This window comes from Ruegeria sp. D3 (genome assembly GCF_056534465.1).
Map to the genome: position 1 here is coordinate 318,161 of NZ_JBQFPK010000002.1, position 20,706 is coordinate 338,866.

20 protein-coding genes and 1 pseudogene are annotated in these 20,706 nt (G+C 59.1%); 10 read left to right on the forward strand and 11 right to left on the reverse strand.

Annotated elements, in window-relative coordinates:
• Positions 1 to 11 precede the first annotated feature (11 nt).
• Positions 12 to 1,316, forward strand: coding sequence for an NAD-dependent dihydropyrimidine dehydrogenase subunit PreA (gene preA, locus ACR0DX_RS03985; RefSeq protein WP_170352858.1), 1,305 nt, complete (start codon positions 12 to 14; stop codon positions 1,314 to 1,316).
• A gap of 34 nt (positions 1,317 to 1,350) precedes the next feature.
• Here the strand turns inward: preA and ACR0DX_RS03990 are convergent, their stop codons facing one another.
• Positions 1,351 to 1,959: a TetR family transcriptional regulator C-terminal domain-containing protein gene (locus tag ACR0DX_RS03990; protein ID WP_170352859.1), complete on the reverse strand. Its 609-nt coding sequence runs from the start codon at positions 1,957 to 1,959 to the stop codon at positions 1,351 to 1,353.
• 171 nt (positions 1,960 to 2,130) lie between these two features.
• Here ACR0DX_RS03990 and ACR0DX_RS03995 point away from each other — a divergent pair, with 171 nt between their 5' ends.
• From ACR0DX_RS03995 to ACR0DX_RS04035, 9 genes are all read left to right on the forward strand, one after another.
• Positions 2,131 to 3,381: a Zn-dependent hydrolase gene (locus ACR0DX_RS03995; RefSeq protein ID WP_170352861.1), complete on the forward strand. Its 1,251-nt coding sequence runs from the start codon at positions 2,131 to 2,133 to the stop codon at positions 3,379 to 3,381.
• A 92-nt stretch (positions 3,382 to 3,473) separates the two neighbouring features.
• Entirely contained in the window at positions 3,474 to 4,928 is a 1,455-nt protein-coding gene (gene hydA, locus ACR0DX_RS04000) for a dihydropyrimidinase (protein ID WP_480845242.1), read from the forward strand.
• A gap of 462 nt (positions 4,929 to 5,390) precedes the next feature.
• Positions 5,391 to 6,188: an ABC transporter ATP-binding protein gene (locus ACR0DX_RS04005; protein WP_170352865.1), complete on the forward strand. Its 798-nt coding sequence runs from the start codon at positions 5,391 to 5,393 to the stop codon at positions 6,186 to 6,188.
• A gap of 4 nt (positions 6,189 to 6,192) precedes the next feature.
• The gene (locus ACR0DX_RS04010; protein WP_170353150.1) at positions 6,193 to 7,110 is read left to right on the forward strand and encodes an ABC transporter permease; all 918 of its coding nucleotides are present in this window, start codon (positions 6,193 to 6,195) and stop codon (positions 7,108 to 7,110) included.
• On the forward strand, positions 7,107 to 7,952 hold the full coding sequence (locus ACR0DX_RS04015) for an ABC transporter permease (RefSeq protein ID WP_170352867.1): 846 nt from the start codon (positions 7,107 to 7,109) through the stop codon (positions 7,950 to 7,952). The genes ACR0DX_RS04010 and ACR0DX_RS04015 overlap by 4 nt, the downstream gene beginning before the upstream one ends.
• A 53-nt stretch (positions 7,953 to 8,005) precedes the next feature.
• Positions 8,006 to 8,995: an ABC transporter substrate-binding protein gene (locus ACR0DX_RS04020; RefSeq protein WP_170724175.1), complete on the forward strand. Its 990-nt coding sequence runs from the start codon at positions 8,006 to 8,008 to the stop codon at positions 8,993 to 8,995.
• Positions 8,996 to 9,147: 152 nt separating this feature from the next.
• Positions 9,148 to 9,861 carry an ABC transporter permease gene (locus ACR0DX_RS04025; protein ID WP_170352871.1) on the forward strand — a complete coding sequence of 238 codons (714 nt, stop codon included), beginning with the start codon at positions 9,148 to 9,150 and terminating at the stop codon, positions 9,859 to 9,861.
• The gene (locus tag ACR0DX_RS04030; protein WP_170352873.1) at positions 9,854 to 10,588 is read left to right on the forward strand and encodes an ATP-binding cassette domain-containing protein; all 735 of its coding nucleotides are present in this window, start codon (positions 9,854 to 9,856) and stop codon (positions 10,586 to 10,588) included. The genes ACR0DX_RS04025 and ACR0DX_RS04030 overlap by 8 nt, the downstream gene beginning before the upstream one ends.
• A gap of 20 nt (positions 10,589 to 10,608) precedes the next feature.
• Positions 10,609 to 11,427: a substrate-binding domain-containing protein gene (locus ACR0DX_RS04035; protein ID WP_170352875.1), complete on the forward strand. Its 819-nt coding sequence runs from the start codon at positions 10,609 to 10,611 to the stop codon at positions 11,425 to 11,427.
• Here the strand turns inward: ACR0DX_RS04035 and ACR0DX_RS04040 are convergent.
• The 10 genes and pseudogenes from ACR0DX_RS04040 to ACR0DX_RS04085 all read right to left on the reverse strand — a co-directional run bounded on the left by ACR0DX_RS04040 (position 11,424) and on the right by ACR0DX_RS04085 (position 20,589).
• Positions 11,424 to 12,296, reverse strand: coding sequence for a helix-turn-helix transcriptional regulator (locus ACR0DX_RS04040; protein ID WP_170352877.1), 873 nt, complete (start codon positions 12,294 to 12,296; stop codon positions 11,424 to 11,426). The genes ACR0DX_RS04035 and ACR0DX_RS04040 overlap by 4 nt on opposite strands.
• Positions 12,297 to 12,422: a hypothetical protein gene (locus ACR0DX_RS04045; protein ID WP_269149587.1), complete on the reverse strand. Its 126-nt coding sequence runs from the start codon at positions 12,420 to 12,422 to the stop codon at positions 12,297 to 12,299.
• A 17-nt stretch (positions 12,423 to 12,439) separates the two neighbouring features.
• Entirely contained in the window at positions 12,440 to 13,699 is a 1,260-nt protein-coding gene (locus ACR0DX_RS04050; protein WP_170352879.1) for a c-type cytochrome, read from the reverse strand.
• Positions 13,700 to 14,905: a formate dehydrogenase subunit gamma gene (locus tag ACR0DX_RS04055; RefSeq protein ID WP_170352880.1), complete on the reverse strand. Its 1,206-nt coding sequence runs from the start codon at positions 14,903 to 14,905 to the stop codon at positions 13,700 to 13,702.
• 73 nt (positions 14,906 to 14,978) lie between these two features.
• Positions 14,979 to 15,572: a formate dehydrogenase FDH3 subunit beta gene (gene fdh3B, locus ACR0DX_RS04060; protein WP_037307340.1), complete on the reverse strand. Its 594-nt coding sequence runs from the start codon at positions 15,570 to 15,572 to the stop codon at positions 14,979 to 14,981.
• Between the two features lie 12 nt (positions 15,573 to 15,584).
• A complete protein-coding gene (locus tag ACR0DX_RS04065; RefSeq protein ID WP_170352881.1) occupies positions 15,585 to 18,479 on the reverse strand; it encodes a formate dehydrogenase subunit alpha in 2,895 nt (964 codons plus the stop codon).
• A 106-nt stretch (positions 18,480 to 18,585) separates the two neighbouring features.
• Positions 18,586 to 18,774 carry a ubiquinol-cytochrome c reductase iron-sulfur subunit N-terminal domain-containing protein gene (locus tag ACR0DX_RS04070; RefSeq protein ID WP_170352882.1) on the reverse strand — a complete coding sequence of 63 codons (189 nt, stop codon included), beginning with the start codon at positions 18,772 to 18,774 and terminating at the stop codon, positions 18,586 to 18,588.
• A 63-nt stretch (positions 18,775 to 18,837) separates the two neighbouring features.
• Positions 18,838 to 19,449: a molecular chaperone TorD family protein gene (locus ACR0DX_RS04075; RefSeq protein ID WP_170352883.1), complete on the reverse strand. Its 612-nt coding sequence runs from the start codon at positions 19,447 to 19,449 to the stop codon at positions 18,838 to 18,840.
• 4 nt (positions 19,450 to 19,453) lie between these two features.
• Positions 19,454 to 20,047: pseudogene (locus ACR0DX_RS04080) on the reverse strand (DUF3306 domain-containing protein); the annotation flags it as partial.
• Positions 20,035 to 20,589, reverse strand: a complete 555-nt coding sequence (locus tag ACR0DX_RS04085; RefSeq protein WP_170352885.1) for a DUF3305 domain-containing protein — start codon at positions 20,587 to 20,589, stop codon at positions 20,035 to 20,037. The gene ACR0DX_RS04085 and the pseudogene ACR0DX_RS04080, both read right to left, overlap by 13 nt.
• Between the last annotated feature and the right edge of the window lie 117 nt (positions 20,590 to 20,706).

Here is a 20,706-nt window from a genome sequence, read left to right on the forward strand (position 1 = left end):
GGGCCGGATAAATGGCTGATTTAAAAACGAACTTTCTGGGAATTGAAAGCCCGAACCCGTACTGGCTGGCCTCGGCGCCGCCGACTGACAAAGAATACAACGTCCGCCGCGCGTTCGAGGCCGGATGGGGCGGTGTGGTCTGGAAAACGCTGGGGTCCGAGGGGCCTCCGGTGGTGAACGTAAACGGGCCTCGCTACGGCGCGATCTATGGCGCGGATCGGCGGTTGCTGGGTCTGAACAATATCGAGTTGATCACCGATCGTCCGCTTGAGGTGAACCTTGAGGAGATGGCGCGGGTCAAGGCCGATTACCCGGATCGCGCGCTGATCGCTTCGATCATGGTTCCGTGCGAGGAAGAGGCGTGGAAAGCTATTCTGCCACGGGTCGCCGAAACCGGGGCAGATGGGATCGAGCTGAACTTTGGCTGTCCCCACGGCATGAGCGAGCGCGGTATGGGCTCCGCAGTCGGTCAGGTGCCGGAATATATCGAGATGGTCACCCGGTGGTGCAAAAAATACTATGACCGCCCGGTGATCGTGAAGCTGACGCCAAACATCACGGATATTCGCAAACCTGCCGAAGCCGCAAAGAGTGGCGGCGCTGATGCGGTGTCGCTGATCAACACGATTAACTCGATCACCAGCGTCAATCTGGACACGTTCAGCCCTGAACCCTCGATCGACGGCAAAGGCAGCCACGGAGGGTATTGCGGCCCGGCGGTGAAACCGATTGCCCTGTCGATGGTGTCCGAGATTTCGCGGGCTCAAGCGACGCATGGCCTGCCGATTTCCGGCATCGGGGGCGTGACTACATGGCGTGATGCGGCCGAGTTTATGGCGTTGGGTTGTGGTACAGTTCAGGTCTGTACGGCTGCGATGACCTATGGCTTTAAAATCATCGACGAGCTGACCGCCGGGCTGTCGAAATGGATGGATGAGAAGGGGTACAAAGACGTCTCTGAAATTGTCGGTCTGGCTGTGCCAAACGTGACGGATTGGCAGTATTTGAACCTCAACTACGTCGCGAAAGCAAAGATCGATCAGGATCAGTGCATCAAATGCGGCCGTTGCTACGCTGCGTGCGAAGACACCAGCCATCAGGCGATTTCAATGTCTGAGGACCGTGTTTTTGAGGTGATGGACGACGAATGCGTTGCGTGCAACCTGTGTGTGGATGTGTGTCCTGTAGATGGGTGTATTTCCATGGAGCCGATGGCCGCGGGAGAGGTTGACCCACGCACGGGCCGCGAAGTGCAGCCCAACTATGCGAACTGGACGACTCACCCGAACAACCCGATGGCCAAAGCGGCTGAGTAATCACAAAAAAGGGGCCGGCAATCGGCCCCTTTTATCAGGGCGTCAGAAGTTTGCGATACAGTGTATCGATAAAGGGTTCAGCGCCTTCGAATGGGTCTTCATCAGCTAGTATCGCACGGACCTGAACATCAAAATCCGCATAATGCTGCGTCAGGGCCCAGATCGAAAAGATCAGGTGATAAGGATGCAGTTTTGCTATTTTACCCTGATCCATCCATCTGACCAGAATAGCGGTCTTTTCATCGACCAGCGACTTGAGGTCACTCGACAGAGCCGCATGAATTCTGGGGGCACCCTGAACCAGTTCGTTGGCAAACAAGCGGCTTTCTCGCGGCAGGTCACGGCTCATTTCCAGCTTGCGGTGGATGTACGAGAGAATCTCTTGCATCGGATCGCCCGCTTCGTCCAAATCGTGCAAAGGGGCCAGCCAGACGTCTAGCAGGCCGGACAGCAGGGCGGTATGAATCGCTTCTTTCGAAGGGAAGTAATATAGCAGGTTTGGCTTGCTCAGACCCGCTTCGGACGCGATTTGATCCACGGTTGCACCCCGGAATCCGTGCGCTGAGAACACGTTTAATGCGGCCTCGAGAATCGCGGCGCGGTTCTTTTTCTGAATACGTGTCGGGGCGCGGTCTTTGGGCATGTTTTCAGGCTGTCTCTTTTTCCGGCATTCGGGCGTGAAATAGGTCAAAAAATCTGGCGGTGTCCTGCAATTTCTTGACTGATCTCGAACCCGTGATAGCGTGAGTTTGACCAGATGGTCAAATCAAGACACCAAAAGCGAGCCAAATCGCAAGCGACAGGGAAGAACAAGATGGCAGCTCCGGCGCAGAACCTACGGATTAATGGCGACAGGTTGTGGAACAGCCTGATGGAGATGGCCAAAATCGGCCCCGGCGTAGCCGGTGGCAACAATCGTCAAACCTTGACGGATGAGGATGCCGAAGGCCGCGCCTTGTTTCAAAAATGGTGCGAGGATGCGGGCTGTTCGATGGGGCTCGATCAGATGGGCAACATGTTCGCCCGGCGCGAAGGGACAGACCCGGACGCGCTGCCGGTTTACGTAGGCTCGCACCTGGATACGCAGCCGACGGGCGGCAAGTATGATGGTGTGCTGGGGGTTCTGGGCGGGCTGGAGGTCATCCGCACGCTGAATGATTTGGGGATCAAGACGAAACACCCCATTGTTGCAACCAACTGGACCAATGAAGAGGGTACCCGGTACGCGCCAGCCATGCTGTCATCGGGCGTGTTTGCCGGAGTGCATACGCAAGATTGGGCCTATGCGCGCGAAGATGCCGAAGGCAAGGCGTTTGGTGATGAGCTTCAACGGATTGGCTGGCGTGGAGACGAAGAGGTTGGCGCGCGCAAGATGCATGCGTTCTTTGAGCTGCATATCGAACAGGGCCCGATCCTTGAGGCCGAGGACAAGGATATCGGTGTGGTCACTCATGGTCAGGGCCTCAGCTGGACGCAGATCACGGTGACAGGCAAGGATGCACATACCGGTTCGACTCCGATGCCCATGCGCAAGAATGCCGGTCTGGCGATGGCGCGTATTCTTGAGAAAGTGGATGAGATCGCGTGGTCCCATGCGCCTCATGCCGTTGGGGCGGCGGGGCATATCGATGTGTTCCCGAACTCGCGCAATGTGATTCCGGGCAAAGTGGTGTTCACGGTCGATTTCCGCTCGCCCGATCTGGAGGTGATCAAGGATATGGAGGCGCGTCTGCGGGTCGCGGCTGAGGATATCGTGGATGAAATGGGCCTGCAGATCGAGTTCGAGAAGGTGGGTGGGTTTGATCCGGTGCAATTCGACGAAGGGTGTGTGGCCGCAGTGCGCGATGCGGCTGAGCGACTGGGCTATTCACATACGGATATCATCTCGGGCGCGGGGCATGATGCGTGTTGGATCAATCGTGTGGCACCGACGGCCATGGTGATGTGTCCGTGCGTGGATGGGTTGAGCCACAACGAGGCCGAAGAGATCAGCAAGGACTGGGCAGCAGCCGGGACGGATGTTCTGTTTCATGCGGTCGTTGAGACGGCGGAGATCGTGGAGTAGGGGGCGCTGCCCCCGTCGCCCGCTGGGCGACTCCCCCGAGGTATTTTTAGCCAGATGAAGCAAGCGGCGCAGACCGCGTCAGGGAGATTAGAATGAGCACTGTTATCAAGAATGGGACCGTCGTAACCGCGGATCTTTCCTATAAAGCAGACGTCATGGTCGAGGACGGGGTGATCACCGAAATCGGCTTGGATCTAAAGGGCGACAAGGAGCTTGACGCGACTGGCTGCTATGTCATGCCGGGTGGGATTGATCCGCATACCCATCTTGAGATGCCGTTCATGGGCACTTATTCCAGCGATGATTTTGAAAGCGGGACGCGGGCGGCTTTGGCCGGGGGCACCACGATGGTGGTGGATTTCGCGCTGCCCAACCCGGGTGAGAGCCTGCTGGATGCGTTGAAGCGTTGGGACAACAAATCGACGCGTGCGAATTGCGATTATTCGTTCCACATGGCCGTCACCTGGTGGGGCGAGCAGGTGTTCGACGACATCAAGACCGTGATCGAGACGCGCGGGATCAACACGTTCAAGCATTTCATGGCCTATAAAGGCGCGTTGATGGTGAATGATGATGAGCTGTTTGCCTCGTTCAAACGTCTGGCTGAGCTGGGCGGGATCGCAATGGTTCATGCTGAAAATGGCGATGTGGTGGCTGAGCTCAGCGCCAAGCTGCTGGCCGAAGGCAATACAGGGCCCGAGGCGCATGCCTATTCCCGCCCGCCTCAAGTTGAGGGCGAGGCCACGAACAGGGCCATCATGATCGCCGACATGGCAGGTGTGCCTTTGTATGTGGTGCATACCTCGTGTGAAGAGGCGCATGAGGCCATTCGTAGGGCCAAGTTGAATGGTAAGCGGGTGTGGGGCGAGCCTCTGATCCAGCACCTGACCCTGGATGAGAGTGAATATTTCCATCAGGATTGGGACCACGCGGCGCGCCGGGTCATGAGCCCTCCGTTCCGCAACAAGCAGCATCAGGACAGCCTGTGGAACGGGCTGCATTCGGGAACGTTGAGCGTGGTGGCCACCGACCATTGCGCCTTTACCACCGATCAGAAACGCTATGGCGTGGGTGATTTCACCAAGATCCCCAACGGGACCGGCGGGTTGGAAGATCGGATGCCAATGCTGTGGACTTATGGTGTAAACACCGGGCGCCTGACGATGAACGAATTCGTGGCTGTCACTTCAACAAACATCGCTAAGATCATGAATTGTTATCCGAAAAAGGGTGCGATTCTGGTTGGGGCTGACGCGGATATCGTTGTTTGGGATCCCGAAAAAACCAAGACGATCAGCGCCGAGACGCAGCAGTCCTCGATCGACTACAACGTGTTCGAAGGCAAAGAGGTCAAGGGCTTGCCACGCTTTACCCTGACACGCGGTCAGGTGGCCGTACATGACGGGGAAATCCGCACGCAGGAGGGTCATGGCGACTTCGTCGCACGCGAGCCGAACGGGCATGTGAACCGGGCGCTGAGCACTTGGAAAGAGTTGACCGCGCCGCGTCCGGTCGAGCGGACGGGTATTCCGGCGACGGGGGTTTAAGAGTTGACGCAAAGCACAGAATACCCAACTGCGACTCAGTTTATTGCGTTCGCGGTTCTCGCCACGCTAATCGCTGTGCTCGCGTTTTGGGTAATTGGTGCAATGCTCGCACTGCCCGAAATTGGGCTAGCGAACTTGCTTCCCAGCCTGCTGTCGATGTTAACGCTTACTTTGCTGCTCGGATGGCCAATATGGGGTCCGATACTGCTTTGCGCGCTATTCCCGGGTTGCGTTGTTTTTGTGGCGATGCGTTGCGTTGCCACCAGACTACCAATCGGTCGCCACGGGCCTACACTGATCGCGGCAATAGCTGTTTCCGTGTTTTCCTGGGCTGGCGCTGGCATACTGTTTTGGGCTTTCAGTTCAGCTAGTCAGCCCTTGGGGAATGCCTTCCTTTTGATTTTCGGAGTCCCTGCCGCAATGATTGCGGCGCGTGTCACACTGCCTATTCCTGAGTAAGAAATGCCAACCGATCCAAACAAAAATTCCGCAGTCGTAGAAGCTGCCAATCTCGACCTCACCTTCCAAACCAATGATGGCCCGGTTCACGCGCTGAGGGACGTGAACCTGATCATCGACAAGGGGGATTTCGTCAGCTTTATCGGCCCTTCGGGTTGTGGCAAGACCACCTTCCTGCGCTGTATCGCGGCGCTTGAGACGCCGACCGGCGGGACGCTGACCGTCAATGACATGACCCCCGATGAGGCGCGGCGCAAGCGGGCCTATGGCTATGTGTTTCAGGCGGCGGGGCTGTATCCGTGGCGGACCATCGCCAAGAACATCAAGCTGCCGCTTGAGATCATGGGCTATTCGGCGACTGAGCAGGAAGAACGAGTCAGCAAAGTTCTGGAACTGGTTGATCTGGCAGGATTTGGCGGCAAATTCCCGTGGCAGCTGTCGGGCGGGATGCAGCAGCGGGCCAGTATCGCGCGGGCCCTGGCCTTTGACGCCGATATACTGCTGATGGACGAACCCTTTGGGGCGCTGGACGAAATCGTGCGCGATCACCTGAATGAACAGCTTTTGGCGCTGTGGGCGCGGACGGGCAAGACCATCGGATTCGTGACGCACTCGATCCCCGAGGCGGTCTATCTCAGCACCAAGATCGTGGTGATGAGCCCTCGGCCCGGGCGGATTACGGATGTGATCGACAGCCCTCTGCCCAAGGAAAGGCCTTTGGATATCCGCGACACGCCCGAGTTTATTGAGGTCGCTCATCGCGTGCGTGAAGGGCTGCGGGCGGTGCATTCGGATGACTAGCGGCCTGAAAGCCTTTTGGGCGGTGCTGACCGTCCTGACCGTGATCGTTGCGTTCTGGTACGCGGCCTGCGTGCCGATGAACATCAAGGGCGTGCTGACCGAGCAAGAGCGGGCAGGGGCCGAAGTGCAGCCGCCCTCGGCCAAGGATCGGCGCGACATGTCCGAGTTCGGCCTGGTGCTGAACAACAGTTTTGCCATCCCTGCCACGTGGGAGCAGGACCGCCCCCGTCTTCCTGCGCCACATCAGGTCGCCATTGAGATGTGGGAGACGACGGTGCAGAAAAAGATCACCTCGAAACGGTCGCTGATCTATCATGGCTGGGTGACGCTGAGTGCGACGATGCTGGGATTTGCCATCGGCACCGGGTTGGGCATTTTGCTGGCGGTGGGGATTGTGCATAGCCGGGTGATGGACCTGTCGGTGATGCCATGGGCCATTGTCAGCCAGACCATCCCGATCATCGCGCTGGCGCCCATGATTATCGTGGTGCTGTATTCGGTGGGCATTCAGGGCATCATTCCCAAGGCGGTGATCTCGGCCTATCTCAGCTTTTTCCCGGTGGTCGTAGGTATGGTCAAAGGTCTGCGCAGCCCCGACGCGATGCAGCTGGACCTGCTCCGCACCTATGGTGCCAGCCGGTCGCAAGGATTCTGGAAACTGCGCCTGCCAGCCTCGATGCCGTATCTGTTCACTTCGCTGAAAATCGGCATCGCTGCGTCGCTGGTCGGGGCCATCGTTGGTGAACTGCCGACCGGGGCCGTCGCTGGCCTGGGCGCGCGTCTGCTGGCGGGCAGTTATTATGGCCAGACGGTGCAAATCTGGTCGGCCCTGTTTGCGGCGGCCATTCTGGCGGCCGGTCTTGTGGCGCTGCTGGGCTTGATCGAGCGGACGGTGCTGAAACGAATGGGAATGGCGCAATGATCTTGGTTATTGGTGCAATCCTTCTGTGGCTGCTGGGCTGGTGGGTGAATGGCCGTCTGGCCAGTGGGCCTTATGCTGACACGCGAATGGTGGGCGTTCTGGCCCCGCTGATTTTTGGCCTGACGATTATCGGCATGTGGGAGCTGCTGGTGCGTGGGCTCGAAGTGCCGCTGGTCATCCTGCCCGCACCCTCGGTGATTGCGGTGCGCTTTGCGGACAGTCTGCCGATCCTGTGGGCGGACTTCGTGCAGACCATCGTCAAAGGGGCGCTTAGCGGCTACATCATCGGGTGTGGTGCCGCGTTTCTGATGGCGATCGCCGTTGACCGCTGGGATTTCCTGCGTCTGGGTCTGCTGCCCGTGGGGAATTTCGTTGCCGCTCTGCCCATCGTCGGCACGGCCCCCATTCTTGTGATGTGGTTTGGGTTCGACTGGCATTCCAAGGCCGCAGTCGTCGTTGTGATGGTGTTCTTTCCGATGCTGGTGAACACTGTGGCCGGCCTGCGTGAGGCGACGGCGATGCAGCGCGACCTGATGGAGACCTATGCCGCAACCTATTGGCAGAGCTTTCTGAAACTGCGCCTGCCTGCGGCGATGCCGTTTGTGTTCAACGGGTTGAAGATTTCCACCACATTGGCGCTGATAGGCGCTATCGTGGCCGAGTTCTTTGGCTCTCCGACCCTGGGTATGGGCTTTCGGATTTCCACCAGCGTCGGTCAGCTTTCGCTGGATATGGTCTGGGCCGAGATCGTGGTAGCCGCACTAGCCGGAACTGCATTCTATGGCGCGGTCGCGATGATCGAAAAGGCGGTGACCTTCTGGCACCCGTCACAAAGAGGATAACACTTCAACAGACCCCGAAAACGGGGCACCAACAGCAACTAGGAGACATGAAGATGAATAAGCTACTTAGCGGGGCGCTTGCTGCCTTTGGACTTACAGCCGGTGCGGCATGGTCGGCGGATGAGGTGACATTGCAGCTGAAATGGGTCACACAGGCGCAGTTTGCGGGTTACTACGTGGCGGCAGACAAAGGGTTCTACGAGGAAGAGGGGCTGGACGTCACCATCCTGCCCGGCGGCCCCGATATCGCACCCACGCAGGTGATCGCAGGGGGCGGCGCGGATGTAACCGTCGAATGGATGCCCGCCGCGCTGGCCGCGCGCGAAAAGGGGCTTCCGCTGGTCAATATCGCCCAGCCCTTCAAAAGCTCGGGCATGATGCTGACCTGCTGGAAGGATGCGGGGATCACCTCGCCCGAGGATCTTAAGAACCGTACGCTAGGTGTCTGGTTCTTTGGCAACGAATTTCCGTTCATGAGCTGGATGAGCCAGCTGGGCATCGACACCAGTGGCAAGAGCGAAAGCGGAGTTGAGGTTCTGAAGCAGGGCTTTAACGTGGACCCTCTGTTGCAGCGTCAGGCCGATTGCATCAGCACCATGACCTACAACGAGTATTGGCAGGTGATCGACGCAGGCGTTAGCCCTGATGAGCTGGTGACGTTCAAATACGAAGATCAGGGCGTCGCCACGTTGGAAGACGGTCTCTATGTGCTTGAGGAAAACCTCAGTGATGCGGCCTTTACGGACAAGATGGAACGCTTTGTGCGCGCATCGATGAAAGGCTGGAAATACGCCGAGGAAAACCCGGATGAGGCGGCCGATATCGTGCTGGAAAACGACGCGACCGGTGCCCAGACCGAAGAGCACCAAAAGCGCATGATGGGTGAAATCGCCAAGCTGACCGCTGGTTCGAACGGTGCGCTGGACCCTGCGGATTTTGAACGCACGGTGGGCACTCTGCTGGCTGGCGGGTCGGACCCAGTGATCACCAAGCAGCCCGAGGGCGCTTGGACACATCAGATCACGGATGCAGCCCTGAATTAAGCCGTCTGTCAGACGCATTTGACGCGGTCCCTTCGGGGGCCGCGTTTTGCGTTTGAGATGCCGGAAAAGTGTGTGCCATTCGTTGAAAAATGCCTTAGTATTCCTTTGAAAATAAACGCATTTGGTTCCGATTTCCTTGATATGGGGAGAATATGCAGGGATTTGCATCAGAATTCACATCGGCTTTGGCTCTGATCCTGAACGGGGATGCCGAGTTGTGGGCGATTGTTCTGTTGTCCCTGAAAGTTTCGATTTTTGCCGTACTGATCGCTGCGTTGATCGGGATGCCTGTTGGGGCAGCACTGGCCGTTGCGCGCTTTCCGGGGCGGCGGGCGATGATCGTGTTGATGAATGCTTTGATGGGGTTCCCTCCGGTCGTTGTGGGGCTGTTGGTTTATCTGATGCTGTCGCGCTCAGGGCCATTGGGTGTGCTGGAACTGTTGTATACGCCCACGGCCATGATCATCGCACAGGTCGTGCTGGTGACACCGATCGTAGCTGCTCTGACACGACAGGTGATTGAGATGCTGGCCGAGGAATATTCGGAGCAGTTGCGATCGCTGGGCGTGTCGCGTCTGGCCTCGGTCCCGGTGCTGCTATGGGATGCGCGGCTGGCGTTGATCACGGCGCTGCTGGCCGGGTTTGGCCGCGCTATCGCCGAGGTGGGTGCGGTGATCATCGTGGGCGGCAACATCAATCACGTGACGCGGGTGATGACGACAACTATCGCGCTTGAGACCTCCAAGGGCAATCTGGCGCTGGCATTGGCGTTGGGCGCGATCCTGATCGGAATTGCAATCGCGGTAAACGCTATGGTCAGCGCAGTCAGCTTGCGGGCGGAACAAGAGGGGCTGCGTCATGCGTGATCTGCTATGTGATACAGCCAGCAGCCTGTTGGTGCGAAATTTGCGCGTTGTTCGAAACGGCAAAGCGCTGCTTAACGTTTCGCGCCTTTCGCTGGACGGGCCGGGTCCAACACTGATCCTAGGGCCGAACGGGGCTGGTAAAAGCCTACTTTTACGTTGTTTGCATGGCTTGATCGAACCGGATCAGGGACGGGTTGAGCAGGACGGGACTCCGCTGACCGATAGGCACAAAGCGCAACAGGCGATGGTGTTTCAACAACCTGTGCTGCTGCGCCGCTCGGTTGCGGCCAATCTTGATTTCGTTCTGAAACGTCAGGGGCTGCCGCGCGGTGCCCGCAAGCTACGGATCGAAAGCCTGTTGGATGAGGGCGGGCTGGAAGGCAAGGCGCGTCAGCCCGCGCGATCCTTGTCCGGGGGCGAGGCTCAGCGGCTGGCCATCCTGCGCGCGCTGGCGCTGGACCCCGAGACGCTGTTTCTGGACGAACCCACCAGCGCGCTGGACCCAAACGCGACCCAGATGATCGAGCGGATGATCCTGCGAGCATCAAGTCGCGGCGTGCGGATTGTCATGGTGACCCATGACATTGGGCAGGCTCGCAGACTGGCTGCGGATATCGTCATGATGCAGGGTGGGCATGTGGTTGAACATGGGTTGGCTAAACAGGTCTTAAACGCGCCTCAAAGTGATGCCGCACGCCGCTATCTGGCGGGCGGGCTTGTGACTTAATCAATAAGACGGAGATCGAAATGATCCGGAATTTTCTTCGGGCAGCATTGCTTTCGCTTGGCCTGGCCGCACCTGCGTTCGCCGAAGAGCCCTTTATTGTCGTGCAATCGACCACGTCCACGCAGAACTCGGGGCTTCTGGACTATATCCTGCCGGGGTTCGAGGCCGAAACTGGGATAGACGTGCGTGTGGTGGCTGTGGGCACCGGGCAGGCGATCCGCAATGCGGTCAACGGGGACGGAGACGTTCTGCTGGTCCATGCCAAACAGGCCGAGGATCAGTTCGTCGCCGATGGTTGGGGCGTCGAACGCTTTGACGTCATGTATAACGATTTTGTTCTGGTTGGGCCGAAATCCGACCCGGCCAAGGTGAAAGGCGGCGCGGATATCGTGGCGGCTTTGACCGCTGTGGCCGAGGCCGAGGCCCCCTTTGCCTCGCGCGGGGATGACAGCGGCACGCATAAGGCCGAGATGCGCCATTGGACTGCGGCCGAGGTTGATCCCACGGCTGCATCGGGCGCATGGTATCGCGAGACGGGCTCGGGCATGGGGGCGACGCTGAATGTGGCCAGCGGGATGGATGCCTACGTGCTGACCGACCGCGCCACGTGGCAATCCTTTGGCAACAGGGGCAATCTTGAGGTGATGGTCGAGGGCGACCCGCGTTTGTTCAACCAATATGGCGTCATTCTGGTGAATCCGGACAAGCATCCACGTGTTCGAGCTGCAGCGGGCCAGCGGTTCATCGATTGGCTGACCGGGCGAGACGGGCAGGCGGCGATTGCGTCTTACAAGCTGGACGGCCAGCAGTTGTTCTTTCCCAATGCCAGCGGGTCTTAACCGCTGGCACCGTTGTGATGGATCGTGCCCAGATGGCTTAGGTCATAGCCACCAAACTCGGCAGCGCGGGCGGCAAATCGGTCGGATTGCACAAAAGCCAGCAGTTTCAGCATCGGTTCGTCGAAATAGGCCCGCCGCCAGATGGCCAGGTCCAACCGTTCAGCATGGGTCGGACAGAAGCCCAGATCGTACAGCCCCGCCAGCGCGCCCAGACCAAACCCGGCCTCAGCCTTGCCGTCATGCAGGGCGATGGCCAGCTCTTCCTCGGTACGGGCGCAGGTGGGCAGGGTGTCCAGATCCGCGCGGGTGAGGCCGTGTGCCTCTAACTGCCCGTCAAAAAGGCGCTGACTGGCAGCAGACTCCTGCCTCAGGATTACGCGACGGCCTTTCAGGTCGGCAAATCCTGAGATGTCACTCACACCTGGAGCCAACAGCAATCCACGCTGACGCTGCGCAACTTCATACAAAACCACCGGCGCCTCGCCCAACGCACCGCGCAGAGCCCCAAGGTTGAACCCGCCATCTTCGTGAATATGCAGCGCGGCAGCCTGCGCAGTCCGGTCTTTCAACCGGTTCAGGCCATCGAACGAGCCGTCATAGTACGTCGCCAGCCCCGAACCGCTTTCGCGCAGTGCCCAATCCAGAAGTGGATCATGGCTACCCGCGACAATCGGAGGCAAGGGCGGTTCTGCCACCTGCGGGCCACTGCGCGACGCGTTCAGCCAGGCGATGACCTCGGCGCGGGGAAACAGCAGCTTTCCCATGGCGCGTACGCAGGGCACCTCGCCCGATGAGGCCAGATCATAGGCTTTACGCTCGCCGATACGCAGCAGGTCGGCCAGTTCCTTTGTGGTCAGGAATTCAGGCATTCAGTCGAGGCGCACCGCTGAACCGGTTCCCGCATCGGCGGCACTGAATCCGATCTGATTCAGCACAAAAGGCGCAGCTATTGCAATGACGACCATGGCGGCCACGGCGGCAAGGAAGGCTTTCATCTGTCTCCTCCGGTCTTTCAGTTTTCCGGTGCCGTGGCGCGGCGCAGAAAGGCGATCAAATCGTCCCGGTCGCTGGGCTGCGTGATCCGCTGCATCGGCATCTTCGACCCCGGAATGTAGTGGTCTGGCCCCTCGTCGAAAAGGGCATTTATGGTCTCGTCATTCCAAATGATATCAGAGTCTTGCAGCGTATCCGAGTAGAAATATCCCGGCAGTGACCCGGCCTTGCGTCCGAACACCCCATGCAGCGTCGGCCCGGCGCGGCGCTGGCCGTCTGGTGTCAGGCTATGACAGATTGAGCATTTACGGGCAAACTGCCGCTCACCATTGCTCATCTGATCGGGGTTTTTCAGGAAACTGGGCGCCACGGCGGCCATCTGTTCCTGTTCGCGGAGGGTGGCGATGGGCCAGCTATACATGGCCTCGTCAATCCCGCCTGCATGGATGTTCTGGCCGTCCGGCGAAAAGGCCAGCGCCCAAACCGGCCCGCGCAACGTGGCGCGGAAATCCTGTGCGATGCGCCAATCGACCGTGTCGATGAGCATGATATAGCCTTCGCCATCCCCCACCGCCAACAAGCTACGATCCGGGCTGAGCGCCAGCGCCAGAATAGGGCGGCGGTCGAGGGTAAAATCTCGTTCCTCGCCCGTTGTCAGATCGCGAATGCGGGTCACGCCATCGACCGCGCCATAGGCGATCCAGTTGTCTTGCGCGTTCAGGACCAGCTCATTGATGCCAAAGCCATGCTCGACCACACGCAGAGATTCTTGCCCGCTGGCGACATCCCACAGGCGCAACGCCCCGTCGACCCCGGCGGAATAGAGCTGTGAACCGTCGGGCGTAAACACAACCGCATTGACGCCGCCGCCCGCAGACAGAACCGTGGGGTCCGACCCATCCGCCGGCCAAAGGCCAATTGTGCCGTCCCAACTGGCCGTCGCCACATGGGTTTTCGACGCTGCGATGTGGACGATCTTGCCCTTGTGCTGGCCCACAACCTCTCCGCCCGGCCAGCGGCGCAGGGTGAAATCATCACCTGCGGAATAGATCGCGGTGCCGTTGAAGGCGACTGCGTTTACCGCCGCCTCGTGGCCTTCCAGCCATTCGGGCATCTGGTCGAACCAGAGGCCGACCGAGTTGTCGAAGCTTGCCGTGGCGATCCGGCCATCCGGAGCCGTCGCGATCCCCATGATCGGCCCGCCATGGCCTTTTAGCGTAAAGAACTCGGACCACGCGGGCAGGGGGATCAGCGCAAGGATCAGCGCCAGTACGCGCATCTATTCGGCAGGCGAGGCTGCGCCCTTGGTAGCCTCTTTTTCCTGCACCTCTGCCAGCCACAGCGAATGGTGTTCACGCGCCCACTGTTCTTCGACCTCGCCGGTTCCCATGGCGTCGAACGCGCCCTCCATCCCCACCGAGCCCAGGTAGATATGCGCGATAATGATGGCGATAAAGACATAGGCAATCATCACGTGCCATACTTGGGCGTATTGCATTTCCTCTTGCGGCGACATTTGCACTGGCAGATTCAGGCCCATTGCCTGAGGCAACCCGGTTGCATTGGCGATCTGGAATGTTTTGGCAAACAGGGGCATCTCGAACGGAAACAACAGGGACAAACCCGACAGGCTGATCGACACGCCAAGCAAAATGCAGGCCCAGAAAATGACCTTTTGCCCTGCATTGAATTTCTTGGCTGGAGGATGACTGTTTTTGGTGAAAAGCCCACCGCCAGCGGCCAACCACTTTAGGTCGGTACGGTTTGGGATGTTATGGGCGATCCAGTTTACAGTGACGATGACAAGGCCCAGCATGAAGGCCCATGCCAAGTTGTTATGAAGCCATTTGCAGGCTTGCGCGATCGTCGCAAAGCCTTCTTTTCCAAAGATTGGGATTAGAAAGTCTCGACCGTAAAGCGTCAGCAAGCCAGTGAGCCCGAGGATCAAAAACGATCCGGCGAAAAGCCAGTGGCCAAACCGTTCGAAACCGTTGAAACGCGTGACTGTGCGGCCTGTTTTTTCGCCATCAATGCGGATTTTTCCGCGGATCAGGAAAAACAACAAGATTACTGCAGCCATGCCTGCGATGATGTAAGTGCCGTATTCGCGCAGTGGTCCGGTGCGGAAAGCCCACCACCACATGCCACCATCTTGGATCAAGACGCTTGCAGCAGGTCCTTTTGACGAAACGGTCACATCCGCCGAACCGTAACGAAGAGCGCGATAGACGTCACTGTCGGACGCCACGCCGCGTGTTCCAAACTGGCCCAACAACCCTTCGACGTTACCCTGTCCAGTGTTTTCAGACCGATAGGTATTGTCGACTTTCTCACCACGTTGACGGGCAAGAATGTCTTCAAGCGTTGTCGCTCCACCGGTCGACGTGCGCTCGTTCGCGGCAGGAGCGTCGGTGTCACTTGATTGTGCAACGGCTATGTTTGCCATCGTAAAAGTTAGCAACAATGCGGTGAGTAAGCGGAACATCTGAACCTCGGTCATAAATCCAGTTCAGACGACCCACGCATGCGGGTCGTCTGTTTGGTTCAATAAGACGAACTTAGCCGTCTTTCTGGTCGTAGGCGGTGCCCCAACCCCACGCGCCCGAGCCAAACCCGCGCGCCACAACACGTTCACGGTAGATGGCCGAGACCACGTCACCGTCACCGGCAAGCAGGGCTTTGGTGGAACACATCTCGGCGCAGATGGGCAGTTTGCCCTCGGCGATCCGGTTGCGACCATATTTGGCGAACTCTGCGGTCGAGTGCGTTTCTTCGGGACCACCGGCGCAGAAGGTACATTTGTCCATCTTGCCGCGCGATCCGAAGTTGCCCGCCTGCGGGTATTGCGGCGCACCGAACGGGCACGCGTAGAAGCAATAGCCGCAGCCAATGCACAGGTCTTTGGAGTGCAGGACGACACCTTCTTCGTTTTGATAGAAGCAGTCGACCGGGCACACCGCCATGCAAGGTGCATCCGAACAATGCATACAGGCCACCGAGATCGAGCGTTCGCCCGGGTTGCCGTCATTGATCGTCACCACCCTGCGGCGGTTGATGCCCCATGGTACCTCGTGCTCGTTTTTACACGCGGTGACACAGGCGTTGCACTCGATGCAGCGTTCAGCGTCGCAGAGAAACTTTGCTCTAGCCATTTTCGTCCTCCTTTACGCTGCCGAGATCTTGCAGAGAGTACACTTGGTCTCCTGCATCTGGGTTACTGAGTCGTAACCATAAGTCTGGGCGGTGTTAGAACTTTCACCCAAGACATAGGGGTCTGCACCTGCGGGGTATTTGTGCCGCTGATCCTCGCCCTGGAAATGGCCGCCAAAGTGGAACGGCATAAAGGCCACGCCGGCGCCAACCCTGTTGGTCAGCATCGCCATCACCTTGACCTTTCCGCCCTCAGGACCTTCGACCCAGACCTGTGATCCGTCACGAATACCAAGGTTGTTGGCATCGCGGGGGTTTATCTCGACGAACATGTCCTGCTGAAGCTCGGCCAGCCACGGGTTGGACCGTGTCTCATCACCACCACCTTCATATTCGACCAGACGACCTGACGTCAGGATTATCGGATAATCCTTAGAAAAGTCGTTCTTTTGGATCGAAGCATAAAGGGTGGGTAGGCGATAGGCCTGACGGTCCTCGTAGGTCGGATAGTCCTCCACCAGATCGCGCCGGTTGGTATATAGCGGCTCGCGGTGCAGTGGGATCGGATCCGGGAAGGTCCAGACGACCGCGCGGGCTTTGGCGTTCCCGAAGGGCGCACAGCCATGCTTGATCGCAACCCGCTGGATACCGCCGGAGAGGTCGGTCTTCCAGTTGGTTTCAGGACCCGCAACAGCGTCAATCGCCGCGCGTTCCTCGGCGGTCAGATCGCCATCCCAGCCAAGATCCATCAGCATCTGCATCGTGAATTCCGGATAACCATCCTGAATTTCCGATCCTACGCTATAGACCCCTTCGGCCAGTAGGTTGTCGCCGTCGCGTTCCACACCGAAACGGGCGCGGAAGGTCAGGCCGCCTTCGGCCACCGGCTTGGACATGTCATAGAGGTTTGGTGTCCCCGTATGACCCATCTCTGGCGTGCCCCAGCAGGGCCACGGAAGGCCGTAGTACTCGCCGTCGTTTGGTCCACCAATGGCTTGCAGCGTGGTTCTGTCGAACGTGTGCTGGTTGGCCATGTGGCTTTTCAGACGTTCCGGCGACTGACCGGTATAGCCGATGGTCCAGAGGCCCGAGTTGAACTCACGCGTGATGCTTTCAACATTCGGGGTCTCGGCATCTTCCATCTCGATATTGCGGAAGAAGCGGTCTGCCCAGCCGAACTTGTTGGCGAACTTGGCCATGATGACCTCGTCCGGCAAGCTTTCGAACAGCGGATCAACCACCTTGTCGCGCCACTGCAGCGACCGGTTCGATGCCGTGGCCGAACCACGTGTCTCGAACTGCGTACAGGCAGGCAACAGGTAGACACCATCCGTGCGGTCATGCAGAACGGCCGAGACGGTGGGATACGGGTCGATCACGACCAGCATGTCCAGCTTCTCCATCGCCGTCTTCATTTCCGTCATCCGGGTCTGCGAGTTGGGCGCGTGGCCCCACAGAACCATGGCACGGACATTATTGTCCTGATCCATGTTGGCTGGGTCTTCCAGAACACCATCGATCCAACGGGAGACCGGGATGCCGCGCTCGTTCTGTAGCGGCTTGTCCTTGCCTTCCTTGTCCTTGATCGTGGCGAACTGACCCGCGAGCCATTCAGGATCTTCACCCCAGACACGCGCCCAGTGGCCCCAAGCACCCTTGGACAGGCCATAGTAGCCGGGCAGGGTGTGGGACAGAACACCAAGGTCTGTTGCGCCCTGCACGTTGTCGTGGCCGCGGAAGATGTTGGTGCCACCACCCGATGTGCCCATGTTGCCAAGCGCAAGCTGAAGCACGCAGTACGCGCGGGTGTTGTTGTTGCCGTTGGTGTGCTGTGTACCACCCATGCACCATACGACGGTTCCAGGGCGGTTGTTCACCATGGTCCGGGCGACGCGGCGCAGCTGCGAGCCGGGCGTACCGGTGACGCGCTCAACCTCGTCGGGGTTCCACTTGGCAACCTCTTCGCGGATCTGGTCCATACCCCAGACACGGGTGCGGATGAACTCTTTGTCCTCCCAGCCGTTGTCGAAGATGTGCCACAGGATGCCCCAGACCAGTGCAACGTCGGTGCCGGGGCGGAAACGGACATATTCATCCGCGTGGGCCGCGGTGCGCGTAAAGCGCGGGTCGCAGACGATCAGAGGGGCGTTGTTTTGCTCTTTCGCACGCAGGATATGCAGCAACGAGACGGGGTGCGCCTCGGCCGGGTTACCACCGATGATAAAGATGGCCCGGCTGTTGTGCATGTCGTTGTACGAGTTGGTCATGGCGCCATAGCCCCATGTGTTCGCAACGCCCGCAACAGTGGTCGAGTGGCAGATACGGGCCTGATGGTCCACGTTGTTCGTGCCCCAGTAGGCGGCGAACTTGCGGAACAGATAGGCCTGTTCGTTATTGTGTTTCGCAGAACCCAGCCAGTACACGCTGTCCGGCCCGGATTCCTGCCGGATGTTCATCATGCCGTCGCCGATCTCGTCGATCGCCTGTTCCCAGCTGATGCGCTTCCACTCTCCGCCTTCCTTTTTCATTGGGTACTTCAGGCGGCGCTCACCATGGGCGTGCTCGCGGACCGAGGCCCCCTTGGCGCAGTGTGCGCCCAGGTTGAACGGGCTGTCCCAACCGGGTTCCTGCCCGACCCAGACGCCATTCTGCACTTCGGCAACGACTGTACAGCCGACCGAGCAGTGGGTGCACACGGATTTGATGTTTTCAACGGCGGTGTTTGCCGCTGTCTGGGCGCTGGCTGGCGTCACGGTTCCACCCGTGGCGCTGATCGCGGCAAGGCCGCCGATCGTCAGGCCCGAGCCACGCAGAAATGCGCGGCGATCGACGGTTTTCTCGCCGACCTGGGACAGGATACTTGTCCGCTGGGGGCGTCTCGCAACCCCGTTGGTCTTTTTCCTAAGCATTACTTTCCTCCCTTGCGTGCCGTGTCAGCCACGGCTGCTTGGTACTTCGCAAAACCGACGTCAGGGCCAATCGCAACCGTCTGTCGGGTGGTGAAAACGTCCGATCCTAGAACCGGGTGCTTTCCAGATATGCGCGTGTATGCGCGGTGTCCTGCATCCGGGTTTCGTCCGTGGGCAGCTCGGCTGCTTCGGCCTGTCCGGTCAGGCTGGCTGCGGCGACAGCAGCGGGTGCTGCGGTTCCGGCCAGTTTGAGGAAGTCGCGGCGCGTTGCACCTTCTTCCTTGGTCTTGCTCATGGGGTTCTCCTTTCCCATTTGCAGTTTAACGCCCCGCAAGGGACGCTGGCGAATGACAACGTCTCACGCTGCCGACATTCGGAAAGCTTCGCGCTCGATCTCCATGAACACCCGACCGGCAGTACCGACCGAGGCATAGAGGACCGAGTTCTCGGCGCCTTCCAAATCCGAATAGAAATGCGTGGCCCAAGGGCCGATATGTTTGTTCCAGAACGCTTTCTGGTCGTCCAAAGACGCGGGCGTGCCGAACCGGCCGACGATCATGCCCGCCATCATCTCCATCAACGAGGCGATGTTGTCTTCGGGTTCATAGACGTTTTTCGCCCGCGTGATACCGCGCACAGCCATATCATTGCGCAGCTGAGCCAAAGGTTTCTCGTTCAGGAACCCGGTCAGGTAGAAGCTGGCATAGGGCAGCAATTCGCCACGCCCCAAACCGATGAACAAGGCATTGAACTCACGTTCAGCAGCGGCGGGTTTGGTGACTTTGGCCACCCGAGCCATTGCCTGAATAGCCTGACCCAGATCGCTGTCATCGCCGCTGAGACCCACCATCTGGTCCAGCAGCATCTGATCGGGCGGACCGGCCAGCAGCAGGCCCAGAAAGTTGTAGAAATCCGCGCGCAGGCGATCCTCGGCCGAGACATCCATCTGTTGCGCTTCACTTGCGGTCATTCGGTTATCCTTCGAATTCAAATTTCATGCGGCGCGGGGCAGGGGCGGCTTCCGCCTCCTCTGGCGCGTTAGGTTCTATTTCCGCCACGAGAACGAGCTCTGGGTCGGGCAGGTCGATTTCTTCGGGTTCCGGCTGAGGTTCCTCGGCCTGGACATCGATCTCGGTTTCTTCCGCCTCGGCTTCGGCCTTGGCAGCCAGCGCTTCGACATGAGCCAACATGCCCTTACCGACCTGATAGGCGGTCTGCAGGTTTTCGATCACACAGGCCGCGTCGGTGTAGTCCTCACCATAATCCACCAAGCCGTCCACATTGGCCAATACCGGGTTCAGACGCCACAACCGGCGCAGGGCGCGGCGGCGAAGACGATCGGGAACGGCTTTGGCCATAAAGCCCGAGACGTCATCGCCCGCTTGCAATTGATCGGGATCGGGCAAGTTGAACTCGGCCAGAATCTCGGCGTCGGTCTTTTCTTCCAGCTCAGCGCGTTGGTCTGCGATTACCTGTTCTTCGGCTGCGATTACTTCGGCCTCAGCCTCGGCCTGAACGGCGGCTTTGCGGCGGGACCAGAAATCGCGGGCTTCGGTCATTGGATGATCCTCCGCGGGGCGCGGTAAACATCGGACTCTTGCCGTATGCGCGCATCGCCTTTGCCATCTTCTACCAGATCAGTGCGTTTCTTGTCGCGCTTACGTTTAACGAAGACTTCATCGCGGTGATGTTCCAAAGCGAAATCCCGCACCCAAGCGATCAGCCCGTCCGTCATTGGGATCTTTTCGACAATCTCTTCACCGGTATCCGCGTAATCCTGCCCTTCATAGGGTGAGGCAGTAACCAGCACAGCATCCATCGGGCGCTGCCCGTCCAGCGCATCGCGCAGCACAAGGTATATCGAGGGCGTGCCGTCGGACAGGTTGACCATATACGCCTCGGTCTCATCCGCCCACAATGTGAGGGGGAGGGTTGCAGCGTGGTATTCCACAGCTTCGCCTTCCCGGCGCATTTCGTGCCAATCGGCAGGGCCTGCACCGGGCAACACCGCAATCGCACGCCAGTTCCATTTCGCCCAGCGAGTGACACCGGGTGTTTTGCGCACAACAACGCCTATCGGCATTTCAATCTGAGTAGCGGCCTTCGCCACGTAAATCCTCCCCGGAAGGCTCTCCCCTGCCTTCCCCGTGTCCACTATGGTACACAAAATGATCTTCTGCCAAGTCCAAGCACTACGACTTTAGTCGCATACGTCGATAGCGAGTTC

Excerpts from the sequence above, each read along its gene's own strand:
- ACR0DX_RS04075 (WP_170352883.1), bottom strand. The coding sequence starts at position 19,449 with ATGACCGCAAGTGAAGCGCAACAGATGGATGTCTCGGCCGAGGATCGC.
- ACR0DX_RS03995 (WP_170352861.1), top strand. The coding sequence starts at position 2,131 with ATGGCAGCTCCGGCGCAGAACCTACGGATTAATGGCGACAGGTTGTGG.
- ACR0DX_RS04070 (WP_170352882.1), bottom strand. The coding sequence starts at position 18,774 with ATGAGCAAGACCAAGGAAGAAGGTGCAACGCGCCGCGACTTCCTCAAA.
- ACR0DX_RS04055 (WP_170352880.1), bottom strand. The coding sequence starts at position 14,905 with ATGTTCCGCTTACTCACCGCATTGTTGCTAACTTTTACGATGGCAAAC.
- fdh3B (WP_037307340.1), bottom strand. The coding sequence starts at position 15,572 with ATGGCTAGAGCAAAGTTTCTCTGCGACGCTGAACGCTGCATCGAGTGC.
- ACR0DX_RS04040 (WP_170352877.1), bottom strand. The coding sequence starts at position 12,296 with ATGCCTGAATTCCTGACCACAAAGGAACTGGCCGACCTGCTGCGTATC.
- ACR0DX_RS04005 (WP_170352865.1), top strand. The coding sequence starts at position 5,391 with ATGCCAACCGATCCAAACAAAAATTCCGCAGTCGTAGAAGCTGCCAAT.
- ACR0DX_RS04035 (WP_170352875.1), top strand. The coding sequence starts at position 10,609 with ATGATCCGGAATTTTCTTCGGGCAGCATTGCTTTCGCTTGGCCTGGCC.
- ACR0DX_RS04045 (WP_269149587.1), bottom strand. The coding sequence starts at position 12,422 with ATGAAAGCCTTCCTTGCCGCCGTGGCCGCCATGGTCGTCATTGCAATA.
- ACR0DX_RS04065 (WP_170352881.1), bottom strand. The coding sequence starts at position 18,479 with ATGCTTAGGAAAAAGACCAACGGGGTTGCGAGACGCCCCCAGCGGACA.
- ACR0DX_RS03990 (WP_170352859.1), bottom strand. The coding sequence starts at position 1,959 with ATGCCCAAAGACCGCGCCCCGACACGTATTCAGAAAAAGAACCGCGCC.
- hydA (WP_480845242.1), top strand. The coding sequence starts at position 3,474 with ATGAGCACTGTTATCAAGAATGGGACCGTCGTAACCGCGGATCTTTCC.
- ACR0DX_RS04050 (WP_170352879.1), bottom strand. The coding sequence starts at position 13,699 with ATGCGCGTACTGGCGCTGATCCTTGCGCTGATCCCCCTGCCCGCGTGG.
- ACR0DX_RS04015 (WP_170352867.1), top strand. The coding sequence starts at position 7,107 with ATGATCTTGGTTATTGGTGCAATCCTTCTGTGGCTGCTGGGCTGGTGG.
- ACR0DX_RS04025 (WP_170352871.1), top strand. The coding sequence starts at position 9,148 with ATGCAGGGATTTGCATCAGAATTCACATCGGCTTTGGCTCTGATCCTG.
- ACR0DX_RS04030 (WP_170352873.1), top strand. The coding sequence starts at position 9,854 with ATGCGTGATCTGCTATGTGATACAGCCAGCAGCCTGTTGGTGCGAAAT.
- preA (WP_170352858.1), top strand. The coding sequence starts at position 12 with ATGGCTGATTTAAAAACGAACTTTCTGGGAATTGAAAGCCCGAACCCG.
- ACR0DX_RS04020 (WP_170724175.1), top strand. The coding sequence starts at position 8,006 with ATGAATAAGCTACTTAGCGGGGCGCTTGCTGCCTTTGGACTTACAGCC.